Origin of the sequence: Rhodanobacter sp. FDAARGOS 1247 (assembly GCF_016889805.1) — a bacterium.
GTDB lineage: Bacteria > Pseudomonadota > Gammaproteobacteria > Xanthomonadales > Rhodanobacteraceae > Rhodanobacter.
On the sequence record NZ_CP069535.1, the window covers coordinates 1,875,472 to 1,897,485 of the forward strand.

The following is a 22,014-nucleotide window of genomic DNA, read 5'->3' on the forward strand; positions in this document are numbered from 1 at the left end:
CCCACGTTGATGCGTCTCCCCTGCGGGGCGCTTTCTTTTTCCGGCTTGCACGACACCGCTGTCATCCGACAGCGGTGTCGTCGCCATGGGCGGTCGCATGACTCCGGGCCCCGAGCGCCCCGGAATCCTCACTCCACGCTGGCGGTGGTCGGCCTGACAGGATTCGGCGCGCCGAAAACCCCGCCGTGCGGATGGGCAAGACTAGATCCTGCTGGCGAGTCGAGTGCCCTGGTCGATGGCCCGTTTCGCATCGAGTTCCGCCGCCACGTCGGCGCCGCCGATCACGTGTACCGTGATGCCGGCAGCGATGAGTTCATCGGCAAGTCGACGGTTGGGCTCCTGGCCGGCGCATATCACCACGTTGTCGACGGGCAGGATCTGTGCCTTGCCATCGACCGTGACGTGCAAGCCCTGGTCGTCGAAACGTTCATAACCGACCTTGCCGAGCATGCTGACCTGCTTTGCCTTCAGCGTTGCACGATGCACCCAGCCGGTGGTCTTGTTGAGTCGCGCGCCAGGGCGGCCCTCGCTGCGCTGGAGCAGCCACACTTGCCGCGCTGGCGGCTCCGGCTGCGGCGCCTGCAGGCCGCTGCGCTGCCTGAGTTCCATGTCCACGCCCCATTCCCGGGTCCACCGAGCCACGTCCGTGGTGGGCGAGGGCAGGTGTTCGACCAGGAATTCGGCCACGTCGAAACCGATGCCGCCGGCACCGATGATGGCCACCCGCGCACCGACCGGCTGGTGCCGGGCCAGCACGTCGAGATAACCCAGCACGCGCGGATCATCACTGCCGGGAAAACTCACCTGGCGCGGCGTGATGCCGGTGGCGATGACCACCTCGTCATAGCCGCCTTCGCGCAACGTCGTGGCATCCGCCGACTGGCCGAGTCGTACCTCGACCCCGACGTCCTGCAGCCGGTGGCGGAAATAGCGCAAGGTCTCGTGGAACTCTTCCTTGCCCGGAATCTGCTTGGCGACGTTGAACTGGCCACCGATTTCCCTGGCCTGGTCGATCAGGGTCACCGCATGCCCCCGTTCGCCCAGGGTGCTGGCGCAGGCCATCCCGGCGGGACCGGCACCGATCACGGCGATGCGCTTGCGGATGTTCGCCGGCTCGATCTTCAGTTCGGTCTCGTGGCAGGCGCGCGGGTTGACCAGGCAGCTGGCGCGCCGGTTCTGGAACACGTGGTCGAGGCAGGCCTGGTTGCAGGCGATGCAGGTGTTGATGCGTTCACTGCGCCCGGCCCTGGCCTTGTTCGCCCAGGCCGGATCGGCCAGCAGCGGCCGCGCCATCGACACCATGTCGGCTTCGCCGCCGGCCAGGATGTGTTCGGCCACGTCGGGCATGTTGATCCGGTTGGTGGCGACCAGCGGGATCGCTACCTCACCCTTCAGCTTTTGCGTGACCCAGGCGAAGCCGGCGCGCGGCACGCTGGTGACGATGGTGGGAATGCGTGCCTCATGCCAGCCGATGCCGGTGTTGATGATGCTGGCGCCGGCCGCCTCGATGCCCCTGGCCAGCGTGGCGATTTCACCCCAGTCCTGGCCGCCCTCGACCAGGTCGAGCATCGACAGCCGATAGATGATGATGAAATCCCGGCCCACCGCTTCGCGCGTGCGGCGCACGATCTCGATCGGAAAGCGCATGCGCCGGTCGGCGTCGCCACCCCAGCGGTCGTGGCGCCGGTTGGTGCGCGCGGCGATGAATTCGTTGATCAGATAGCCCTCGGAGCCCATCACCTCGACACCGTCGTAGCCGGCGTCGCGGGCGAGTTTCGCGCAATGCACGAAATCGTCGATGGTGCGCTCCACGCCGCGGGCGGACAGCGCGCGCGGCGTGAACGGGGTGATCGGCGACTTGATCCTCGATGGCGCCACCGACAACGGGTGATAGCCGTAGCGCCCCGCGTGCAGGATCTGCATGCAGATGTGCCCGCCCTCGGCGTGGACGGCGTCCGTGAGCTTGCGATGGCGGGGCTTGTGCCAGGGCATCGTCAGGCGGCCGCCGAACGGTTTCAGCCAGCCTTCGATGCTGGGCGAAATGCCGCCGGTGACCATCAGCCCCACGCCGCCGCGGGCGCGCTCGGCGAAATACGCGGCCAGCTTGTCGTAATCGCTGGCCTTGTCCTCCAGCCCGGTGTGCATCGAGCCCATCAGGATGCGGTTGGGCAGGGTGACGTGGCCCAGATCGAGCGGGGCAAACAGGTTGGGGTAGTTCATGCGATCCACGGCCGACTCAAACGATCGTATGAATGTGCCGGTGTTCGCTATCCGAAAGCAAGCACCGTCTGCGGACGGAGCCGGTACTCAGGCCAGCAGTTGCTGCACCAGTGCGATGTAGCGGCGCATGGCCTCGTCTTGCGGAACACCGCTCAATTGCGCCCAGGCCTCGTGTTTGGCCGTGCCGACAAAGTCGAAGAAACCGGGCTGGGTGCGCTTCAAATCGCCTTCCGAGCCCTGCTTGTACAGGGCATACAGCTTCAGCAAGGTGTCGTTGTCGGGGCGCATTCCCAGTCGCTGGATGTCTGCGGCAGCCTGTTCGAACTCGCGGCGAAGATCAGTCATAAGGCAGTTCGACAACGCAGACAGGCAAGGTGGGATCGGCTAGATAGCACGCGTCCGGGAGCGGGTCAACGCGTTAAACTGCGCGCTTTGCCGTTCAGCCAGGATCACGCCATGAGCCATGCCCCAGCCCCCGTACTCACCATCGACGGACCGTCGGGATCGGGCAAGGGCACCATCAGCGCGCTGGTGGCCGAGCGGCTGGGCTGGCGCCTGCTGGACTCGGGGGCGCTGTATCGCGCCGTGGGTTACGCCGCAGGGATGGCCGGGCTCGACCTTTCGGACGTGGAGGCGGTGACCCGCTGCGCGCAGGGGACGAAGATCCAGTTCCGGGCTGCGGCCGATGGCGGCGAGACCCGGGTGATCGTCAACGGCCACGATGCCACCGACGAATTGCGTACCGAAACCGCCGGTGCGGCTGCTTCGGCGATCGCCTCGATGCCCTCGGTGCGTGAAGCGCTGGTGGCGCTGCAACTGGGCTTCCGCAGGCTGCCGGGCCTGGTGGCGGACGGGCGCGACATGGGCACGGTGATCTTCCCCGATGCCCAGTACAAGGTTTTCCTCACCGCGAGCGCCGTGGAACGGGCGAAAAGGCGCTATAAGCAGTTGAAGGAAAAGGGACTCAGCGTTACACTTGCTGGCCTTCAGCGCGAAATTGAGGCGCGTGACAGTCGCGATGCTTCGCGTGCCGTGGCGCCGCTCAAGCCTGCCGCTGATGCCTTGCTGGTGGATACCACCGGCATGGGCATCGACGAGGTCGTTGCGAAAGTATTTGCCGTCGTGCAGCCCTAACGGGTTGCGCGGCGGCTTTTGTGCCCCTGCCAAGGCAGGGGGTTTTGGCCAACGGTGATGACGGTCGGTTCCCCGGGAACCCCTCATGCACCCTCAACCGGTGGATCGGAAGTTCGCGCACCAACCATTCCAGCGCAATGAACCACGATCCTTTCCCACTATGGAATCAACATGACTGAAAGTTTTGCCGAACTGTTTGAACAGAGCCAGCAGGCCATCTCCAAGCTGAAGCCCGGCGCCATCGTCACCGGCATCGTTGTGGAAATCCGCAATGACGTCGTCGTGATCAACGCTGGCCTGAAGAGCGAAGGCATCGTCCCCATCGAGCAGTTCAAGAGCGAAGAGGGCGTGCTGGAGGTGCAGGTAGGCGACGAGGTGAAGGTAGCCCTCGAAGCTTTGGAAGACGGTTTCGGCGAGACCAAGCTGTCGCGCGAGAAAGCCAAGCGCTCGATGGTGTGGGACGACCTGGAGCAGGCGTTCGACAAGGAAGAGACCATCAAGGGCATGATCTCGGGCAAGGTCAAGGGCGGTTTCACCGTCGACATCAAGGACGTTCGCGCGTTCCTGCCCGGTTCGCTGGTCGACGTGCGCCCGGTGCGCGAGCCGACCTACCTCGAGGGCAAGGAACTCGAGTTCAAGATCATCAAGCTCGACCGCAAGCGCAACAACGTGGTGGTCAGCCGCCGTGCCGTCGTCGAGACCGAGTTCTCCGCCGAGCGCGAACAGCTGCTTGAGCGCCTGACCGAGGGTGCCGTCGTCAAGGGTGTGGTGAAGAACCTCACCGACTACGGCGCGTTCGTGGACCTGGGCGGCATCGACGGCCTGCTGCACATCACCGACATGGCGTGGAAGCGCGTGCGTCATCCGTCCGAAGTGGTCAACGTCGGCGACGAGCTGGACGTGCGCGTGCTGAAGTACGACAAGGAGCGCAACCGCGTTTCGCTGGGCCTGAAGCAACTGGGCGACGACCCGTGGGTCGCCATCGCCCGCCGTTACCCGGTCGGCAGCCGCCTGTTCGGCAAGGTCTCCAACGTCACCGATTACGGCTGCTTCGTCGAGATCGAGCCGGGCGTGGAAGGCCTGGTGCACGTGTCCGAGATGGACTGGACCAACAAGAACGTCAACCCGGCCAAGGTGGTTCAGGTCGGTGACGAGACCGAAGTCACCGTGCTGGACGTGGACGAGGAGCGTCGCCGCATCTCGCTGGGCATCAAGCAGACCCGCTCGAACCCGTGGGAAGCCTTCGCAGCGATGCACAAGAAGGGCGACAAGGTGTCCGGCCAGATCAAGTCGATCACCGACTTCGGCGTGTTCATCGGCCTGGACGGCGGCATCGACGGCCTGGTGCACCTGTCCGACATCTCCTGGCAGATGTCCGGCGAAGATCTGGTCCGCAACTTCAAGAAGGGCGACGAGATCGAGGCCGTGGTGCTGGCGGTGGATCCGGAGCGCGAGCGCATCTCGCTCGGCATCAAGCAGATGGAGCAGGACCCGTTCGGCCAGTTCATGGCGGCGAATCCGCGCGGCACCATCGTCAACGGCACCGTCAAGGAAGTCGATGCGAAGGGTGCGGTGATCGATCTGGGCGAGGGCGTCGAGGGTTACCTGCGCGCCAACGACATCGCCAAGGAGCGCATCGACGATGCCACACTGCATCTGAAGGTGGGTGACAAGGTCGAGGCCAAGTTCACCGGCATGGATCGCAAGGGTCGCCAGCTGGCGCTCTCGATTCGCGCCAAGGACGAGGAAGACGCACCGGATACGTCGGTCGACTATTCGTCTGCCGCCAGCGGCACGACCAAGCTTGGTGCGCTGCTCAAGGAGCAGTTCAACAAGGCTGACTGATCGCGTTGCACACGTCTGACACGGGGCGGCTTCTGCCGCCCCGTTGTTTCACGTCACGGACATTGGGGCCCATGACTAAATCCGAATTGATCGAGGCGCTGGCCAGGCGTCAGACCCACCTTGCGTTTGCCGATGTCGAGATGGCCGTCAAGAGCGTCATCGAACAGATGAGCCATGCCCTGGCTCATGGCGAGCGTATCGAGGTGCGTGGTTTCGGCAGCTTCGCGCTGCATTACCGACCACCACGCATGGGGCGCAACCCCAAGACCGGCGAAGCCGTGGCACTGCCCGGCAAGCACGTTCCGCACTTCAAGCCCGGCAAGGAGCTGCGTGAACGGGTCAACCAGGATCTCGAGACAGGCACGGCCTGATCGGAAGGTCATGCAACAGACATGGAAAGAAGGCAGGCGACGCGAGTCGGCCTGCTTTTTTTTTTTCCTTTCCCGCGGGCAGGCGCACGCGCATGAATCATCGCCGCACGGAATCCCGGCGGCGCCTGTGCCAGTCAGCATCAATCGGGTAAAGTCGCCCCATGCGACTGCTCGCCATCATTCTCTTGCTGATCTTCATCGCCGCCGGCATCGTCTTCGGTGCGCTCAACGCCGACCTCGTCGGCTATGACCTGGGCTTTGCCCAGCTCCGGCTGCCCAAGGGTGCAGCCCTGCTTGGTGCGGTCGTGATCGGATGGCTGCTCGGTGGACTGACCGCCTGGCTGGGCGTGAGCATGCGGCAGGGGCGCCAGCAGCGTCGGCAGTTGCGCGCGGACAAGAAGTCGCCGGTCAAGCCATGAATGTCGTGCTCGTGCTGGTTTCCCTGGTGCCGATCGCTTTCGTGCTGGGCTGGTGGACTTCGCGCCAGTTTGGCGCACGCCGCTCCGGCGCCGAAGTCAGCGCGCTGTCGTCGGACTACTTCCGTGGCCTGAACTACCTGCTCAACGAGGAGCAGGACAAGGCGATCGAGGTGTTCCTCAAGCTGGCCGAATACAACCGCGATACGGTCGAGACGCATCTGGCCCTGGGCAACCTGTTCCGCCGTCGTGGCGAGGTCGATCGGGCGATCCGCCTGCACCAGCACCTGGTTTCGCGCCCCGGGCTCACCGATGCGATGAAGACGGTGGCGCTGCTGGAACTGGGCGAAGACTACATGCGGGCGGGCCTGCTCGATCGCGCCGAGGCGCTGTTCTGCGACCTGGTGGCGATGAACGCGCACGCGCCCTCCGCACTGCGGCACCTGATTGCCATCTACCAGCACGAGCGCGACTGGCACAAGGCGATCGAACATGCGCGCCGCCTCGAGGTGATGACCGGCGAGGACGAGGCGCCGATGATCGCCCAGTTCTATTGCGAGCTGGCCGATCGCTCGCGCCAGCACGGGGCGAGAGCCGAAGCACGCGACTACCTCAGGCAGGCCTTCGAATGCCAGCCGGGTTGTGTGCGGGCATTCATGCTGACCGGAAGGTTGCTGTCCGAGGATGGCCAGCACGCCGACGCCGTGACGGCGTATGAGTCGGCGATCCAGACCGACATCGCCTTCACTCCGGAAATCCTGCCGCCGCTGCTCAACAGTTACGCCAGGTCGCAGCAGATGGAACGTGCGGAAAGTTTCTTGCGCGAAATGATCGGGCGCTACCACGGTGTTTCGCCGGTGCTGGCGCTGGCCCATCTCTACAAGGAGCGCGACGGCGAGCGCGCGGCGATCGATTTCCTCACCACCCAACTGCGCCAGAGGCCCTCGGTGCGTGGCCTGATGGCGCTGATCGACGCCACCATGGACAAGATCGAGGGAGAGGCACGCGAGAACTTCCTGATCCTGCGCGACCTTACCCGCAAGCTGCTTGAAGGGCAGGCGATGTACCGCTGCAGCCGATGCGGTTTCGGCGCCAAGGCCCATCACTGGCAGTGTCCCAGCTGCAAGAGCTGGAGCACGATCAGGCCCATCCATGGTGTAGCCAGCGAGTGAACAGCGGATGTCCGTGACCATCGGATGGTTGTCGTGCAGTTTTCTGATCACCGTGCTCGTGGTGCGGGCTTCGATCAGCTATGCCCGCCGACGCGGCATGCTGGACCTGCCCGGGCAGCGTCGGTCCCATAGCGTGGCCACGCCGCGCGGCGGTGGGATCGGCGTGGTCGTGGCCATGCTCGTGTGTCTTCCGGGCGTGTTGTGCGCGCCGCCGGCGGGTTGGCCGCTCAGCGTGACGGCGGGGTTGCTCGCCGGATTCCTGCTCGTCGCCGTGGCCGGATGGTGGGACGACCATCGTTCGCTGCCGGTATTGCCACGGCTGTTCGCCCAGTTGCTTGGCACCGGCCTGTTTTCGGCAGGCTTGCTGGCCACCGGTACGCCGGCGTGGTGGTTGCCCCTGCTGCTGGTTGGCGGCGTCTGGAGCATCAACCTGCACAATTTCATGGACGGCATCGATGGTTTGCTGGCGCAACAGGCGATCTTCGTCGGCGCGGGACTGACCCTGTTGGCATGGCAGGCAGCGCAGCCCGCCCTGGCGCTGGCGACGGCGGTGATGGCGGTGTCACTGGCGGGATTCTGGTGGTTCAATCGCCCGCCCGCGAAGATCTTCATGGGCGACGTGGGCAGCGGCAGCATCGGCCTGCTGATCTTCGCCTTTACCGCCATGCTGTGGCGCGTCGAGCCGGCACTGCTCTGGCCCGCGCTGATCCTGTCCTCGGCATTCGCGGTGGACGCCAGCCTGACCCTGTTGACGCGCATGTGGCGGGGACGGCGCTGGTACACTGCCCACCGCGAACATCTCTACCAGTGGACGGTACGCCGCGGTGCCAGCCACGCCCGGGCCGATCTGGCCTACCTGGGCTGGAACCTGCTTGTCGCCGCACCCATGGCCTGGTTGGCCTGGAGTCATCTGCGCGTGGCGCTGCCGATTACCATGGCGGTTTATGCAGTGGCGTCGGCCGGGTGGCTGGCGCTGAAACGTCGTTGTCTGCGGCGCAACTTGAACAGGACACCTCATGTCGCTGCGTAAGCTTGTCGGCTTCATCCATCCCCGCATCGCCGTCGTTCTGCACGACTTGATGATGGCCGCGCTTGCGTGGTGGATTGCCAAGCTGTTCCGCTATGCCTTGAAGCCCGATGAAGTGGTCAGCTTCCAGTTGCTGGAATTTCCCATCGTGCTGCTGGTCCAGGGTCTGATTTTCCGCTGGACCGGGCTGTACAGGAGCGTATGGCGCTTCGCCAGCCTGCCTGATCTCTGGAACATCGTGCGCGCGGCGCTGGCGGGCACGATCTCCATCGGCGTGACGCTGTTCCTCTACGAGCGGCTGGAGGGTGTGCCGCGCTCCGTGCTGGTGCTCTATCCGCTGCTGTTGTCGATACTGCTTGGCGTACCCCGACTGGCTTATCGCTACTGGAAGGACAGCCGCAACGACCTGCTGCAGAACCAGAGCGTCAAGCGGGTGCTGATCGTGGGGGCGGATCGCGCCGGCGAGGTGCTTTCGCGCGACCTCCATCGCGACAGGCGCTACGCGGTGGTCGGTTTTGTCGACGACAAGTCCAGCCTGCGTGGCGCCAGCATCAACGGACATCCGATCCTGGGGCGACTGGAGCAGTTGCCCGAGGTGGCGCGCGAGGCGGCGGTCGACATGCTGCTGATCGCGCTGCCGGGTGCTTCCACGATCGAGATGCGCCGGGTGGTCGCGTTGTGCGATGCCACCGACCTGCCATATCGCACGGTGCCCCGGCTGGAGGACGTGGTCGCCGGTCGGGCCCAGTTCAACCAGATCAAGGAAGTGGCGATCGAGGACCTGCTTGGCCGCGACGCGGTCGAACTGGACTGGACGGCCATTCGCGAGACGCTCAGCGGCCGTCGCGTGCTGATCACCGGTGGCGGTGGCTCGATCGGTTCGGAACTGTGCCGACAGGTGGCGCGGCTGGGGGCGCAGTCGCTGACCGTGGTGGAGCAGAGCGAGTACAACCTGTACCGGATTGGCCAGGAGCTGCGCGCCGAGTTCCCCGAGCTGATCTTCGACGGCATCCTGGCCCGCTGTGGCGACCGGGTGGCCATGCGCAAGGCCTTTGCCGACCTGCAGCCCCAGGTGGTGTTCCACGCCGCAGCGTACAAGCACGTGCCGATGTTGCAGGGGCAGCTTCGCGCAGGCTTCAACAACAACGTGCTGGGAACCTGCGTGGTGGCCGATGCCGCATGCGAGACGGGCGTCGAGTGCTTCGTGCTGATCTCCACCGACAAGGCGGTCAACCCGACCAGCGTCATGGGCGCATGCAAGCGCGTGGCCGAAATCTATTGCCAGAACCTCAATGCGCAGACCGACACCCGTTTCATGACGGTGCGCTTCGGCAACGTGCTGGACTCGGCCGGATCGGTGGTGCCGCTGTTCCGGCGGCAGATCCGGGCAGGTGGCCCGGTTACCGTGACCCACCCTGAGGTATCGCGCTATTTCATGACGATTCCCGAGGCCTGCCAGTTGATCCTGCAGACCGCGAGCATCGGCACGGGCGGCGAGATCTATGCGCTGGACATGGGCGAGCCGGTGAAGATCCGCGACCTCGCCGAGCAGATGATCCGGCTGGCCGGCAAGAAGCCCGGCAGCGAGATCCCGATCGTGTACACGGGGTTGCGTTCGGGCGAGAAGCTGTTCGAGGAATTGTTCCATCCGCTGGAAAACTACTGCGCCACCACCCACGCCAAGATCTTCCTGGCCCAGCACCGTGAAGTGTCGTGGGAGCTGCTGCAATCCCTGCTGAAGAAGGCCGCTGAAGCGGTGAATGCCTTCGATGAGGAAGAACTTCGACGCTGCGTGTCCAGCCTGCTGCCGTCGTTCCGCTGGAGCGAGTCGGCGCAGCCGGACAACGTGGTGTCCATCCGTCGTGCCAATCCGGAGATCAATGAGTGAGCAAGCCCCTGCGCAAAGTGGTGTTCCCCGTCGCCGGCCTCGGCACGCGCTTTCTGCCGGCGACCAAGGTCGTCGCCAAGGAAATGCTGCCGGTCCTGGACAAGCCTCTGATCCAGTACGCCGTCGACGAGGCCGTGGATGCGGGTGCGGACACGCTGATTTTCGTCACCAATCGCTACAAGCACGCGATCGCCGACTACTTCGACAAGGCCTACGAGCTGGAGTCGAAATTGCAGGAGAAGGGCAAGGACGAGTTGCTGGCACTGGTGCAGGGCACCCTGCCGCGCAACGTCCGGGCGATTTTCGTGACGCAGCCCGAAGCGCTGGGCCTGGGCCATGCCGTGCTGTGCGCCAAACCCGTTGTCGGTGACGAACCGTTCGGCGTGGTGTTGCCCGATGACCTGATCTGGAACAGCCCCGGCAAGGGCGCGCTGCGGCAGATGGCCGAACTGGCCGACGCGCAGCAGGCCGGCGTGATCGCGGTCGAGGAAGTGCCGCACGACGAGACGGACAAGTACGGTATCGTCGACGCGACCCCGATCGATGAACGCAGCGCGCTGATCCGCAGCATGGTCGAGAAGCCCAAGCCGGCCGATGCCCCGTCGAACCTGGCCGTGGTCGGTCGCTACGTGCTGCCTGGCCGGATCTTCCAGTTGCTGGAGCAGACCACGCCGGGGGCGGGTGGCGAGATCCAGCTCACCGACGCGATCGATGCCTTGCTCAGGGAGCAGGGCAAGGTGCTGGCGCATCGTTTCGAAGGCATCCGCTTCGACTGCGGCAACAAGGCCGGGCTGGTCCGCGCCACCATGCACATGGCGATGCAGGATCCGAAGCTCGCACCGACGGTCCGCGCGTTCCTCGAACAGCTTTGAGCGGTAGCGCGCCCGCGCCTGTCAGGTCAGCAGCGCGGGCATGGGCCACGGCGTCGGCATGAATCAGGTTTCCTTCCCTTCGTACTACCGCGCCACGGCGACGCCTTACCCGGCATACGCCGCGTTGCAGGGCAGCGGACGCGCCCGGGTGGCGATCGTCGGTGGCGGTTTTGCCGGACTGAACACGGCACTGGGGCTGGCCGAGCGTGGTGTCGGCGAGGTGGTGCTGCTGGAGCGCGAACAGATCGGTTTCGGCGCCTCCGGCCGCAACGGCGGTTTCGTGTTTGCCGGCTATTCGCTGGGTGAGCAATCGCTGCTCGATCAGCTGGGCGAGCAGCGCGCGCAGGCCATTTTCAGGCTCACCACCGAAGCGGTGCAGCGCATTCGCCGGCGCATCGCCGATTACGCCATTCCCTGCGATGCCGTCGACGAGGGCGTGATCTGGGCCAACTGGTTCCGCGATCCCGCCGTGTTGCGCCAGCGCCAGCAGTTGCTGGCCGGGCACTACGGCGTGCAATGGCAATGGCTGGCCGAGGCGGAACTGCGCCAGCGTATCCACAGCGAGCGTTATCACGACGGCCTGTACGAGCGTGACGCGCTGCACCTGCATCCGCTCAACTATGCGATCGGGCTTGCCGCGGCAGCGTCCGGAAAAGGCGTGCGCATCCACGAGAACAGCGGTGTCCGCAGCCTCGAACGCGAAGGCCTGCAATGGCGTTTGCGCACCGCGCAGGGCGACCTGCTGGTCGACCAGGTGGTGCTGGCCTGCGGCGGTTACCTGGCGGGCCTGCAGAAGCCGATCGACCGGGCGATCCTGCCGATCGCCACCTACGTGATGGTCACCGAACCGCTGGGGCCACGGATGGACGACTGCCTGGCCACCCGCGCCGCGGTCTACGACAGCCGCTTTGCATTCGATTACTACCGCGCGCTGCCGGACACCCGGTTGCTGTGGGGTGGTCGCATCTCGATCCGCAACCGCTCGCCCCAGGCGGTGCAGCGGCTGCTGACAAGAGACCTGCTGCGGGTGTTTCCCCAATTGCACGGCGTGAAAATCGATTACGCGTGGTCGGGCCTGATGAGCTATGCGCGCCACCAGATGCCGCAAATCGGCGGCAGTGACAACGGGCTCTGGTGGGCACAGGCGTTTGGCGGCCATGGCCTGGCGCCGGCCTGCGCGGCCGGCGAACTGCTGGCGGCGGCGATCGCCGATGGCGACCAGGGCTGGAAACAGTTTGCCGACTACGGCCTGGGCAGCACGCACCGGCCGTTCGGTTATCTTGGTGCGCAGGCGACCTACTGGTGGCAGCAGGGCCGCGACTGGTTGAAGACGAGGCTGGAAGGATGAGCGAAGCAGGGCAGGGTGAAATCAGCTGGGCCGATTTCGAGAAGGTGCGGATCGTCGCCGGTACGGTGACACGGGTGGAAGCGTTCCCCGAGGCGCGCAAGCCGGCCTGGAAAGTGTGGGTGGATTTCGGCGCGTACGGCGAGAAGAAGACCAGCGCGCAGATCGCCGCGCTGTACAGCGCCGAGCAACTCGTGGGCCGGCAGATCGTCGGCGTGATCAACTTTCCCGAAAAGCAGATCGGCCCGTTTCGTTCGCAGTTCCTGCTGACCGGGTTTCACACCGACGACGGGGTGGTGTTGACCGCCGTCGAGCGGCCGGTGCCGAACGGTACGCGCCTGGCCTGAGTCGTCAGCGGTCCAGCCAGACCTCCAGCCCCTGCGCATTCAGCTCGATGTCCATGCCCAGCAGTTGGCGCAAGGTGCTGCGCCCGAAGTTCCAGCCGTGCGCTTCGGCGCGGGTGGCGTAGAGCTCGGTGAGCGACTCCATCAACACGGCGTGTCGGTCGGGTTGGCCGTGCGCGGCGCGGGCCAGCGCGACCATCGCGTCGATCTGCGTGTGCAGGTCGGTGGCCAGCCGTTCCACCGCTTCCACCCGGCCGTAGTGGGTGAGGTACATCGCCTCGGGCCGCAGCGCGATCAAGCGTTCGATCGAGGCATGCAGCGCTTCCGGGTCGAACTGCACCGGCGAGGTGGTGGGCAGGATGAACGGGCCCTGCGCCGTGTCGAAATCGCGATACGACAGGCCGAACACGTCGCCGGTGAAACAGACGTTGGCACGCTCGTCGTAGACGGTGAGGTGGTGCTTCGCATGGCCCGGGGTATCGATGCACGACAGCGGCCGCCCGACCAGGTCCACCACGTGCCCGTCCGCCGCCTCGATCACCCGCTCGGCCGGAATGGGCCGCAGCCGGCCGTAGGTCTGTTCCATCACCGCCTCGCCGTAGACGGCGCTGGCGCCGGCCCACAACACCGACGGGTCGATCATGTGGCGTGCCCCGCGCGGATGCACCACCAGCTTCGCGTTTGGCAGCTGCGCGATCAGCTCGCCGGCGCCGCCGGCATGGTCCAGATGCACGTGGGTGAGGATCAGCCAGTCGACATCGGCCGGCGTGATGCCGGCGTGGCCCAGTGCATCCAGCATGCGCGGCACCGCGAAGTTGGTGCCGCAGTCGATGAACGCGCCGCGGCCGTTCTCGACGACCAGGTAGGCCGCGTCGAACTGTGGCCGCACGAAGCCGGTATCGATGGTGTGGATGCCGTGTGCTGCCATGCCTGCCTCGCGATCGGTGGATTCCGCGAGGGTAGCAAGTTGCCGGGGCCACGGCACGGCCGCCCGGGTTGATTCCGGTGAATCCGGCCAGCAGGCAAACTGCGGTAGGCTAGCTGCCAATGAGGGGATCGGGGGACTCCGTCAATGCGCTGCCTGCTCGTGGTTGCGTCACTGCTGCTGGGAAATGCATGGCCGCTGCTGGCGGCGGAGGTCACCGTCCACCTCGACGATGGCCGCGGCCATGCGGTGAGCGACGCGGTGGTCATGCTGATCCCGGATGCGGCTCCGGCTGTGGCATCGGCGCCACCGGCACCGGCCACCCACGTCGTCGACCAGCGGGACGAGACCTTCGTTCCCTACGTGCAACTGCTCCGCCCCGGCGACGAGGTGGTGTTCCGCAACAGCGACAGCACCCGCCATCACGTCTATTCGTTCGCCGCGATCAGGACTTTCGAATTCGTGCTGCGGCCGGGGGAAAGCTCGCCGGCCCTGGTGATGGACAAGAGCGGCATCGCCGCGGTGGGCTGCAACATCCACGACCACATGATCACCTATCTGTTCGTATCCGCGGTGCCGGCGATCGCGCTGTCCGGTGGTGACGGCAACGCCACCATCGGTCATCTGGCGCCGGGTCGCTACACCGCGCACGTCTGGCACCCGCAGCTGCATCCCGGTCATCCGCAACCGAGCCAAAGCGTGACCATCGGGGGTGATGCCGACATCGGGCATCTGGATTTCACGCTGTCGCTGATGCCCGATCCGCGCATGTTCATGGATCGCGAGCACCTGGACTACTGAGCCGACCATGCGCACCATGGGTTTCCGCCTTCGCCTCGCGCTGTTCTTCGTCGCCACCCTGGTGACGGTGCAACTGCTGACCGCCGGCCTCGTCTACGAGGTGACCCGGCGCGCCCTGGTGACCGAAGGCGAGCGCCAGCTGACCGCCAACGCGCAGGCATTCGTGGCGCAGATGGACGACATCTCGGCGCGGATCGGCGGCAATGTCGAAGTGCTGTCGCTCGATTACGCGCTGCGCTCGGCCATCGCCGAACGCGATCGTGGCACCGTGTTGTCGGTGCTGCGCAACCACGGCCGGCGGGTGGGCGCCTCGCGCATGCTGCTGATCGGCCTGGACGGAACGGTCGAGGCCGATACCGCCGCCACCACGAGTACGCCGCAGCGCTTTCCGTTTCCCGACCTGATCGATGACGCCTATGACCGGCGCACCGCCGCGGTGGTCGCGCTGGACGGCAAGGCGTCGTGGATGGTGGTGGTGCCGATCTACGCGCCGCAGCCGGTGGGCCTGGTGGTGGTCAACGTGCCGCTGGATGACGTGCTGCTGGCGCACATGCAGCGGCTTTCCGCCTTGCCCCGCGACATCGAGCTGGCCACGCAGACCGCCCCGGATCGCTGGGACGTGGTGGCACGGGGCGATCGCCACACCGGGCTGGTCGACAGCCTCGCCAGCGCACATCGCGGGCTGCCGTGGAAACCGCTGCTGACCGAGGTCGGCGGCAAGGAATACATGGTGCTGGCGCAGCGCCTGAAGCAGCCGAAGCAGGGCGCGCCGGTGGTGGCGGTGCTGGGCTATTCGCTGGACGACGCGCTGAGTCCGTTCCGCTCGATCGCGATCGCGTGGGCGACCCTGCTGGCGTTGGGCCTGGGCGTGGGCCTGCTCGGCGCATGGGTCACCGCGCGCAGCGTGTCGCGCCCGGTCGAGGCGCTGGCCGCCGCGGTGCGACGCATCGGGGCGGGTGATTACCGCACCCCCGCCAGCACCCGGCGACATGACGAAATCGGCCAGTTGGCCGGCGCCTTCGACGCCATGACCGAAGCGGTGCGCCAGCGCGAGCTGCGTATCCGCCACCAGGCCATGCACGACAGCGTCACCGACCTGCCCAACCGGCTGGCCGCCGAAGCCAGCATCGACGAAAGCCTGGCAAGCCATGCGGGCGAGGGCGCCCTGCTGATGGTCGGCCTGACGCGGGCGCCCGAAATCATCAAGACGATGGGACACGCCCTGTGCGACCGGCTGATGCGCGACGCCAGCGAACGCATCCGCCGGGTCGCGATGGATGCCTTCCTCGCCCGCACCAGCGACACGCAGTTCATGCTGTGGCTGCCGCGGGCCGGGCAGGACGCCGCGATCGCGGCCGGGCTGCGCGTGCTCGACGCGCTCAACGAGCCGTACCAGGAAACCGACGTCAGCATCGACCGGCTGCCGTCCGTGGGCATCGCGATGGCGCCGGCCGATGGCCGGCAAGCCGACATGCTGTTGCGCCATGCCGAGGTCGCCCAGTTCGCCGCCGCCGGGTCGGCCAGCGCGCTGAGTTTCTATGATGCGACCACCGACCCGCATCGGCCCGAACGGCTGTCGCTGATGGGCGACCTGCGCGAGGCGCTCGATCGCGACGGCCTGCTGCTGCACTACCAACCCAAGTTCGACCTCGCCAGCCAGCGCACCGACGGTGCCGAGGCGCTGCTGCGCTGGAGCCATCCGCGACGCGGCTGGGTGGCGCCGGACACGTTCATCGGCATGGCCGAGGACACCGGCAACATCCATCGTGTCAGCCGCTGGGTGCTGGCCAGCGCGCTGGCGCAGGTTCAGCGCTGGATCGAACGTGGCCTGGCGCTGCACATCGCGGTGAATCTGTCGACCCGCGACCTGGAGGATGCCGAGTTGCCGGCGTGGATCGCCGCGCTGCTGTCGATCCATCGGGTGCCGGCATCCTGCCTGACCGTGGAAGTGACCGAGCGGGCCGTGATCGGCGAACCGGACACGGCGATCCGCATCCTGCGTGGGCTCGCCGAGCAGGGCATCGGCATCGCGATCGACGATTTCGGCGTGGGCCAGGCGACCTTCGCCTACCTGCGCCACCTGCCGGTCAGCGAACTGAAGATCGACCAGATGTTCGTCCGGCACCTGGCCACCGATGCGAACGACCGGATCATCGTGCGTTCCATCGTCGAGCTGAGTCATCAGCTGGGCTATCGCGTCACCGCCGAAGGCGTGGAGGACCAGGGCGCGCTGGATTACCTGGCCGCGGTCGGCTGCGATCATGCGCAGGGCTTCTTCATCGCCCGGCCGATGCCGGCCGAGGCTTTCGCGACCTTCGTCGGCGGGCAGGCCGGGCTGGCCGCCGCGGGGCCGCGCCGATGATGCGCCGGGCCTGCCTGTGCTGCCTGCTGGTCCTGTACGTGCCGGCAGGTCTCGCCCAGGAGTTCAAGTTGCATGCATGGCTGGACGGGCGCCTGGTCGCCGCGCCCGGCGAAACCAGCTGGATCCGCGGCGGCCTGGGCAAGACGCGTTTCGGCGGTGGCGGCGTCGATGCCCGCTTCGGCGGTGCGGGCGTGGTCGGCACCGCCCAGTTCACGCCCGCGCTGATGGCGCTGGCCTCCGTCCAGTGGCAGGACACCGACTACGCCACGCTGGACACGATCGAAGCCTACCTGCGCTACCGCCCGGTGTCGCTGTCGCGCTGGCGCTGGTCAGTGCAGGCCGGCGCTTTCCTGCCGCCGATCTCGCTGGAGAACAATGCGATCGGCTGGACCAGCTCGTGGACGCTCACGCCCTCGGCGATCAACAGCTGGGTCGGTGAGGAACTGCGCGCGACGGGCGCGGAGGGCCGGCTCGAATGGCGTGGCGACGACGCCAGCTGGGAACTGCGCAGCGCGCTGTTCCAGCGCAACGATCCGGCCGGCAACCTGCTGGCCGTGCGTGGCTGGTCGCTCAGCGACCTCACCTACGGGCTGGGCAGCCGCCCGCACGAGCCCGACGCGGTGGTGCGCCGAAACGGCGGCCAGCCGCCGGGACGCTACGATCCGTTCCAGAACATCGGCCATCGCAGCGGCTGGTACGCGAACCTGGACTGGCGCACGTCTGCCGGCGACAGGCTGAGCCTGATGCGTTACGACAACCGCGCCGATCCGGCCGCGCACAGCGACAGCGGCGTATTCGCCTGGCACACCTGGTTCTGGAGCCTGGGCGCCTCGGCCGACACCGGCCCGATCCGCTGGATCGCCCAGGCGATGGACGGCGCCACCGTGATCGAGCCGGTGGACGGATTGCAGTTCGAAACGCGCTTCCGCTCGGCCTTCCTGCTGGCGGGATGGAACCGAGGGGCGTGGCGCCCGGCATTGCGCATCGAGCACTTCAGCACCCGCGAACTCGCCGCCGCCGTGGGCACCGGCCAGGGCGAGCACGGCAACGCCGTCACCGCGGCGCTCAACTGGCGCCCGCGCGACTGGCTGCGATTGAGCGCCGAGGTGCTGCGCATCGACAGCGTGCGCACGCAGCGCGTCGACGCGGGGCTGGCGCCGGGGTCAGCGGTCACCCAGGTGCAGCTGGGCGTGCGGCTGATCTATTGAACAGTTTCCGCGAGATGTTCGCCCGGCATGCGGGAACCTCCTGCGCACGATTGCATCCGATCCCTGACGATCCACTTCATCCATGCCATGCCACGAGGGGAGAACGACATGTTGCTCTATGCAGTCCTGATTTTTGCGGTGGCCGCCATCGGCGGCCTGGTGCTGGCTTCCAGCGTGCTGCGCGGCAAGCTGGCGCCGTGGGCAATCTCGGCATTGCACGCCTTGCTGGGCGCCAGCGGCCTGGTGCTGCTGATCCTGGTCGTGCTGCAGGGCGCGGCGCCGGGACGGCTCACTGCGGCGCTGGCCTTGCTGGTGCTGGCGGCGCTGGGCGGCTTCTTCCTCGCTTCGTTCCACATGCGCAAACAGGTGGCGCCCAAAGCCGTGGTGCTCGTGCATGCCGGCGTCGCGGTGGTCGGCTTCCTGACCCTGCTCAGCCTGCTGCTGGGCTGAGCGGCCATGCGCCATCCGCTGCACCCCGCACTGGTCCATTTCCCGATCGCCTGCTGGTCGCTGGCCACGGCGGCGGATCTGGCCAGCCTGGTCTGGGGTGAGCCGGCGTGGCATCTTGCCGGCGTGTTGCTGGTGGCGGGGATCGGCTTCGCGATACCCGCCATGCTGGCCGGTTTCCTGGAGCTGGCGAAAGTCGCCGCGGACCACCCGGCGATCCGCGACCTCCACCGGCACATGATCGCGGTGATGAGCGCACTGTCCTGCTATGCGGCCAGCCTGTTCCTGCGCCTGCAGGGCGCCCGGCTGACCGAACCGGGCGTGCCGGCGATCGCGCTGAGCGTGCTGGGTTTCGTCGCGCTGGGCGTTGCCGGCTGGCTCGGCGGCAAGCTGGTGTATGGACACCGGCTCGGCGTCACTCCACCGTCGGCGTAGTGGCCCGCTTTGCCTTCACCGGTCGGGGGACGCGCCACAGATACCACGCCGCAGCCGTGCGATGCGGGCTCCACGCCTGGCCGATCAGCGCCATCGCCTTCGGCGTCGGCGCCGCGTCGAGCGACTTCAGCAGCCGGTAGCCTTCGCGCACGCCGAAATCGTCAGCCGGCAGGATATCGGGCCGGGCCAGGCTGTAGATCAGGAACATCTCCACCGTCCACCGACCGATACCCTTCAGCGCGCTCAGGCGGGCGATGAGCTCGTCGTCGGCGAGCGACTGCGCGGTGGCGAGGTCGGGCACCAAGCCTTCCAGCGTGGCTGCGACGATGCCCCGGATCGTCTCGATCTTGCGCGCCGAGAAACCACAGGCGCGCATCGCGTCGAAGCTGGCGTCGAGCAGTTGCCGCGGCGACGGAAACGCCGACCGTGGATGCAGGGCGAGCAGACGGGCGACGATCGCATCACCGGCCTTGACGTGCAGTTGCTGGTAGGCGACCGCGCGCACCAGCGCCTCGTACGGCTCGCGGGCGGGTTTCGGCTCGTGTCCGCAAGGACCGAGTTGCGCCACCAGCTGCGCCCAGTCGGCGTCGATTGATGCGAGATGTTTCGATGCATCGACGGATGCCGGCTTGCGGCCTTTCATCGGGCGAACTCCCTGGCTAGCCGGCGCGGCGAAACGTGAGGTTGATGCGGCATTCGCCCAGCGCTTCGTGATGGTTCGGCTTCAGTGGCAGCACGCCGTGATGGCGCAACCGCGCCGGGCCGCCCCACACGACCACGTCGCCATGAGCCAGCGGCACCCGCATCGCGGGATCGCTGCGTTGTTCGCCACCGAACAGGAACACGGCGGGAATGCCCAGCGACACGGAAACGATCGGCTGGCCGAAGTCGCGCTCGTCGCGATCCTGGTGCAGGCTCAGCCGGGTGCCCGGCTCGTAGCGGTTGATCAGGCAGGCATCCGGCGCGAAACCGGCAAAGCCGGCCTGGGCGGCCGCGCTGGCGGCGAGCTGGCGGAACACGTCGGGCAGCGGCGGCCAGCACTTGCCGCTGTCCGGATCGACCGGATCGTAGCGATAGCCGCGCCGGTCGCTGACCCAGCCCAGCGATCCGGCATTGGTCATCGCCACCGACATGCGCAAGCCGCCGGGGGTGATCAGGTGGCGGAACGGCGCCTGCGCCACGACCGCATCGATCGCCTGCAGCAGCGGCGCCTCGTCGCCCAGCGCAAAGCCGCGCAACACCACCGCGCCTGCGCACAAGGACTCGTCGCGCCGCGGCGCCTGAATGCCGGCGAACAGGTCGGTGGTGATCATGTGGCGTCGTGGAAGATGATGCCCAGCGTGTGGCGATGGCCGCTGCGCAGGCGGCTGACCCCGTGACGCAGGTTCACCCGGTAGCTGCCCCGCGTGCCCTGTACCGGGCGCTGGTGCACGGCGAACACCACCGCGTCGCCCTGGCGCAGCGGCACCACGTCGGCGCGCGACTGCATGCGCGGGCGCTGCTCGGTCAGCACGAATTCGCCGCCGCTGAAATCCCGTCCCGGCTCGGACAGCAGGATCGCCACCTGCAACGGGAACACGTGCTCGCCGTAGAGATCCTGGTGCAGGCAGTTGTAGTCACCGGCGCCGTACTGCAACAGCAGCGGCGTGGGCCGCCGCTGGCCGGCGCCGTGGCAGCGCGCGAGAAACGCCGCGTGGGAGTCGGGATAGCGCACGTCGATTCCCATCGCCGCATTCCAGCGATTGGCGACCGGCGCCAGTCGCGGATAGATCGCGCCGCGCAGGCTGGCCACGGTGTCCGGCAGCGGGTAGGCAAAATACTGGTACTCGCCGCGCCCGAAACCGTGCCGCCCCATCACGACACAGCTGCGGAAGATCGCCTCGTCGGCGTAGAGATCGGCGAGGTCACGGCACTCCCGCGGCGACAGCAGGGCTTCGAGCATCGCAAAGCCCTGCGCGTCGAGGTCGTCCGCGACGTCGGCCCAGTCGAAAACCTGCAGTCGCGCAGCGGCGTCATTCGTCATCGCGTCGGGCATCGCGTTCATGCCTTGGCCTCGCGGGCGAGCAGGGCGCGCTTGCGTTCCACGCCCCAGCGATAGCCGGACAGGCCGCCGTCGTTGCGCACCACGCGATGGCAGGGGATCGCCACCGCCAGCATGTTCGCCGCGCAGGCGCCGGCCACCGCCCGCACCGCCTTGGGCGAACCGATGCGCTGGGCGATCTCGCTGTAACTGACGGTCGCGCCGGCCGGAATGTCGCGCAGCGCCCGCCAGACCCGCTGCTGGAACGCGGTGCCGCGCACGTCCAGTGGCAGGTCGAGGCCGAGCGCCGGCGCCTCGACGAAACCGACCACCGTCGCCACCAGCTGCTCGAAGGCGCGATCGCCACCGATCAGGTTCGCCCTGGGGAAGCGGTCCTGCAGGTCGCGGGCCAGGGTGTCCGGGTCGTCGCCGAACAGGATCGCGCAGACCCCGCGCTGGCTCTGCGCGACCAGGATGGCGCCCAGCGAACACTCGCCGATCGCGAAGCGGATGTCGTGGTCGACGCCGCCGGCGCGGTAGCTGGACGGCGTCATGCCGAGCAGCTGGTTCGAGCTTTCGTAGAAACGGCTGCTGGCGTTGTAGCCGGCGTCGAAGATCGCCTCGGTCACGCTGCTGCCGCGACCGAGTTCGCTGCGCACCCTGCTGGCGCGGTGTGCCGCGGCATATTGCTTCGGGGTCACCCCGGCGATGGCCTTGAAGATGCGGTGGAAATGGAACGGGCTCAGGCCGGTCGGTTTCGCCAGTTGCTCCAGCGTGGGCGCGGTCTCCGCGTTCTCGATCAGGCGGCAGGCCGCGGTGACCATGGCTGCGTGCTGCTCCTGCAGCGACAACTGGTCCGGCTTGCAGCGCTTGCACGGGCGAAAGCCGGCACGCTCCGCCGCCGCGGCCGAATCGTGGAACGCCACGTTCTCGGGCCGGGCCGGGCGGGCTGCGCAGGAAGGACGGCAGTACACGCCGGTGGTCCTGACCGAATAGAAGAAGCTGCCGTCGGCGCCCGCATCGCGCGCCTGCAGCGCGGCCCAGCGGGGGTCGCTCAGGGTGGCGGCGGCCTGTTCGGCGATTTTGTCGGCGGTTTTCATGGGTGTGCTCCCGAAGATTATCTCGTGCAGCCAATCTACGGGGCGGTGGCCGTGGCGGCACTCCGGGTCTTGCGGTCGAATT

The 22,014-nt window shown here is 67.2% G+C and carries 22 protein-coding genes; 15 read left to right on the top strand and 7 right to left on the bottom strand.

Annotated elements, in window-relative coordinates; genetic code table 11:
- Window positions 1-201 precede the first annotated feature (201 nt).
- Window positions 202-2,220: an NADPH-dependent 2,4-dienoyl-CoA reductase gene (locus I6J77_RS08515; RefSeq protein ID WP_204111285.1), complete on the bottom strand. Its 2,019-nt coding sequence runs from the start codon at window positions 2,218-2,220 to the stop codon at window positions 202-204.
- 87 nt (window positions 2,221-2,307) lie between these two features.
- Window positions 2,308-2,565 (bottom strand): acyl-CoA-binding protein, encoded by a 258-nt coding sequence (locus tag I6J77_RS08520; protein WP_007805431.1) that lies wholly within the window; start codon window positions 2,563-2,565, stop codon window positions 2,308-2,310.
- Between the two features lie 111 nt (window positions 2,566-2,676).
- Here I6J77_RS08520 and cmk point away from each other — a divergent pair, with 111 nt between their 5' ends.
- The 10 genes from cmk (at window position 2,677) to I6J77_RS08570 (ending at window position 12,637) form a co-directional block, all read left to right on the top strand.
- A complete protein-coding gene (cmk, locus tag I6J77_RS08525) occupies window positions 2,677-3,354 on the top strand; it encodes a (d)CMP kinase (RefSeq protein ID WP_204111286.1) in 678 nt (225 codons plus the stop codon).
- A 171-nt stretch (window positions 3,355-3,525) separates the two neighbouring features.
- Entirely contained in the window at window positions 3,526-5,199 is a 1,674-nt protein-coding gene (gene rpsA, locus I6J77_RS08530; protein WP_007805435.1) for a 30S ribosomal protein S1, read from the top strand.
- A gap of 71 nt (window positions 5,200-5,270) precedes the next feature.
- Window positions 5,271-5,570, top strand: coding sequence for an integration host factor subunit beta (locus I6J77_RS08535; protein ID WP_056765077.1), 300 nt, complete (start codon window positions 5,271-5,273; stop codon window positions 5,568-5,570).
- A 161-nt stretch (window positions 5,571-5,731) separates the two neighbouring features.
- Window positions 5,732-5,989: a lipopolysaccharide assembly protein LapA domain-containing protein gene (locus tag I6J77_RS08540; protein ID WP_204111287.1), complete on the top strand. Its 258-nt coding sequence runs from the start codon at window positions 5,732-5,734 to the stop codon at window positions 5,987-5,989.
- Entirely contained in the window at window positions 5,986-7,158 is a 1,173-nt protein-coding gene (gene lapB, locus I6J77_RS08545) for a lipopolysaccharide assembly protein LapB (RefSeq protein WP_056718593.1), read from the top strand. Before I6J77_RS08540 ends, lapB begins: the two co-directional genes overlap by 4 nt.
- Before the next feature lie 7 nt (window positions 7,159-7,165).
- Window positions 7,166-8,188 carry a glycosyltransferase family 4 protein gene (locus tag I6J77_RS08550; protein WP_204111288.1) on the top strand — a complete coding sequence of 341 codons (1,023 nt, stop codon included), beginning with the start codon at window positions 7,166-7,168 and terminating at the stop codon, window positions 8,186-8,188.
- Entirely contained in the window at window positions 8,175-10,073 is a 1,899-nt protein-coding gene (locus tag I6J77_RS08555) for a nucleoside-diphosphate sugar epimerase/dehydratase (protein WP_204111289.1), read from the top strand. The genes I6J77_RS08550 and I6J77_RS08555 overlap by 14 nt, the downstream gene beginning before the upstream one ends.
- Complete coding sequence (gene galU / locus I6J77_RS08560) at window positions 10,070-10,945, top strand: UTP--glucose-1-phosphate uridylyltransferase GalU (RefSeq protein WP_204111290.1); 876 nt, start codon at window positions 10,070-10,072, stop codon at window positions 10,943-10,945. The genes I6J77_RS08555 and galU overlap by 4 nt, the downstream gene beginning before the upstream one ends.
- 58 nt (window positions 10,946-11,003) lie before the next feature.
- The gene (locus I6J77_RS08565) at window positions 11,004-12,293 is read left to right on the top strand and encodes an FAD-binding oxidoreductase (protein WP_239309237.1); all 1,290 of its coding nucleotides are present in this window, start codon (window positions 11,004-11,006) and stop codon (window positions 12,291-12,293) included.
- Window positions 12,290-12,637: a tRNA-binding protein gene (locus I6J77_RS08570; protein WP_056718588.1), complete on the top strand. Its 348-nt coding sequence runs from the start codon at window positions 12,290-12,292 to the stop codon at window positions 12,635-12,637. The genes I6J77_RS08565 and I6J77_RS08570 overlap by 4 nt, the downstream gene beginning before the upstream one ends.
- Window positions 12,638-12,641: 4 nt before the next feature.
- Here the strand turns inward: I6J77_RS08570 and I6J77_RS08575 are convergent, their stop codons facing one another.
- Window positions 12,642-13,562, bottom strand: coding sequence for an MBL fold metallo-hydrolase (locus tag I6J77_RS08575; RefSeq protein WP_204111292.1), 921 nt, complete (start codon window positions 13,560-13,562; stop codon window positions 12,642-12,644).
- A gap of 144 nt (window positions 13,563-13,706) precedes the next feature.
- On the opposite strand from I6J77_RS08575, the gene I6J77_RS08580 reads away from it, so the two are divergent.
- The 5 genes from I6J77_RS08580 to I6J77_RS08600 all read left to right on the top strand — a co-directional run bounded on the left by I6J77_RS08580 (window position 13,707) and on the right by I6J77_RS08600 (window position 18,812).
- Window positions 13,707-14,360: a methylamine utilization protein gene (locus I6J77_RS08580; RefSeq protein ID WP_204111293.1), complete on the top strand. Its 654-nt coding sequence runs from the start codon at window positions 13,707-13,709 to the stop codon at window positions 14,358-14,360.
- Between the two features lie 7 nt (window positions 14,361-14,367).
- Window positions 14,368-16,722: a bifunctional diguanylate cyclase/phosphodiesterase gene (locus tag I6J77_RS08585; RefSeq protein ID WP_204111294.1), complete on the top strand. Its 2,355-nt coding sequence runs from the start codon at window positions 14,368-14,370 to the stop codon at window positions 16,720-16,722.
- Window positions 16,719-17,930 (top strand): hypothetical protein, encoded by a 1,212-nt coding sequence (locus I6J77_RS08590; protein WP_204111295.1) that lies wholly within the window; start codon window positions 16,719-16,721, stop codon window positions 17,928-17,930. Before I6J77_RS08585 ends, I6J77_RS08590 begins: the two co-directional genes overlap by 4 nt.
- 108 nt (window positions 17,931-18,038) lie before the next feature.
- Entirely contained in the window at window positions 18,039-18,380 is a 342-nt protein-coding gene (locus I6J77_RS08595) for a hypothetical protein (RefSeq protein WP_056718584.1), read from the top strand.
- Between the two features lie 6 nt (window positions 18,381-18,386).
- Window positions 18,387-18,812 carry a DUF2231 domain-containing protein gene (locus tag I6J77_RS08600; protein ID WP_204111297.1) on the top strand — a complete coding sequence of 142 codons (426 nt, stop codon included), beginning with the start codon at window positions 18,387-18,389 and terminating at the stop codon, window positions 18,810-18,812.
- Here I6J77_RS08600 and I6J77_RS08605 read toward each other — a convergent pair.
- From I6J77_RS08605 to ada, 4 genes are read right to left on the bottom strand one after another with little or no spacing between them, the layout of a single operon-like run.
- The gene (locus tag I6J77_RS08605) at window positions 18,793-19,455 is read right to left on the bottom strand and encodes a DNA-3-methyladenine glycosylase (RefSeq protein ID WP_204111298.1); all 663 of its coding nucleotides are present in this window, start codon (window positions 19,453-19,455) and stop codon (window positions 18,793-18,795) included. The two genes, I6J77_RS08600 and I6J77_RS08605, sit on opposite strands and share 20 nt — an antisense overlap.
- Before the next feature lie 16 nt (window positions 19,456-19,471).
- On the bottom strand, window positions 19,472-20,125 hold the full coding sequence (alkB, locus tag I6J77_RS08610) for a DNA oxidative demethylase AlkB (protein ID WP_204111299.1): 654 nt from the start codon (window positions 20,123-20,125) through the stop codon (window positions 19,472-19,474).
- Window positions 20,122-20,856 carry a 2OG-Fe(II) oxygenase gene (locus tag I6J77_RS08615; RefSeq protein WP_204111300.1) on the bottom strand — a complete coding sequence of 245 codons (735 nt, stop codon included), beginning with the start codon at window positions 20,854-20,856 and terminating at the stop codon, window positions 20,122-20,124. The genes alkB and I6J77_RS08615 overlap by 4 nt, the downstream gene beginning before the upstream one ends.
- Window positions 20,853-21,932 (bottom strand): bifunctional DNA-binding transcriptional regulator/O6-methylguanine-DNA methyltransferase Ada, encoded by a 1,080-nt coding sequence (ada, locus tag I6J77_RS08620; protein ID WP_204111301.1) that lies wholly within the window; start codon window positions 21,930-21,932, stop codon window positions 20,853-20,855. Before ada ends, I6J77_RS08615 begins: the two co-directional genes overlap by 4 nt.
- Between the last annotated feature and the right edge of the window lie 82 nt (window positions 21,933-22,014).

Coding starts and splice junctions, on each gene's coding strand:
- I6J77_RS08515 (WP_204111285.1), bottom strand. CDS start 2,220: ATGAACTACCCCAACCTGTTTGCCCCGCTCGATCTGGGCCACGTCACC.
- I6J77_RS08520 (WP_007805431.1), bottom strand. CDS start 2,565: ATGACTGATCTTCGCCGCGAGTTCGAACAGGCTGCCGCAGACATCCAG.
- cmk (WP_204111286.1), top strand. CDS start 2,677: ATGAGCCATGCCCCAGCCCCCGTACTCACCATCGACGGACCGTCGGGA.
- rpsA (WP_007805435.1), top strand. CDS start 3,526: ATGACTGAAAGTTTTGCCGAACTGTTTGAACAGAGCCAGCAGGCCATC.
- I6J77_RS08535 (WP_056765077.1), top strand. CDS start 5,271: ATGACTAAATCCGAATTGATCGAGGCGCTGGCCAGGCGTCAGACCCAC.
- I6J77_RS08540 (WP_204111287.1), top strand. CDS start 5,732: ATGCGACTGCTCGCCATCATTCTCTTGCTGATCTTCATCGCCGCCGGC.
- lapB (WP_056718593.1), top strand. CDS start 5,986: ATGAATGTCGTGCTCGTGCTGGTTTCCCTGGTGCCGATCGCTTTCGTG.
- I6J77_RS08550 (WP_204111288.1), top strand. CDS start 7,166: ATGTCCGTGACCATCGGATGGTTGTCGTGCAGTTTTCTGATCACCGTG.
- I6J77_RS08555 (WP_204111289.1), top strand. CDS start 8,175: ATGTCGCTGCGTAAGCTTGTCGGCTTCATCCATCCCCGCATCGCCGTC.
- I6J77_RS08565 (WP_239309237.1), top strand. CDS start 11,004: ATGAATCAGGTTTCCTTCCCTTCGTACTACCGCGCCACGGCGACGCCT.
- I6J77_RS08570 (WP_056718588.1), top strand. CDS start 12,290: ATGAGCGAAGCAGGGCAGGGTGAAATCAGCTGGGCCGATTTCGAGAAG.
- I6J77_RS08575 (WP_204111292.1), bottom strand. CDS start 13,562: ATGGCAGCACACGGCATCCACACCATCGATACCGGCTTCGTGCGGCCA.
- I6J77_RS08580 (WP_204111293.1), top strand. CDS start 13,707: ATGCGCTGCCTGCTCGTGGTTGCGTCACTGCTGCTGGGAAATGCATGG.
- I6J77_RS08585 (WP_204111294.1), top strand. CDS start 14,368: ATGCGCACCATGGGTTTCCGCCTTCGCCTCGCGCTGTTCTTCGTCGCC.
- I6J77_RS08590 (WP_204111295.1), top strand. CDS start 16,719: ATGATGCGCCGGGCCTGCCTGTGCTGCCTGCTGGTCCTGTACGTGCCG.
- I6J77_RS08595 (WP_056718584.1), top strand. CDS start 18,039: ATGTTGCTCTATGCAGTCCTGATTTTTGCGGTGGCCGCCATCGGCGGC.
- I6J77_RS08600 (WP_204111297.1), top strand. CDS start 18,387: ATGCGCCATCCGCTGCACCCCGCACTGGTCCATTTCCCGATCGCCTGC.
- I6J77_RS08605 (WP_204111298.1), bottom strand. CDS start 19,455: ATGAAAGGCCGCAAGCCGGCATCCGTCGATGCATCGAAACATCTCGCA.
- alkB (WP_204111299.1), bottom strand. CDS start 20,125: ATGATCACCACCGACCTGTTCGCCGGCATTCAGGCGCCGCGGCGCGAC.
- I6J77_RS08615 (WP_204111300.1), bottom strand. CDS start 20,856: ATGAACGCGATGCCCGACGCGATGACGAATGACGCCGCTGCGCGACTG.
- ada (WP_204111301.1), bottom strand. CDS start 21,932: ATGAAAACCGCCGACAAAATCGCCGAACAGGCCGCCGCCACCCTGAGC.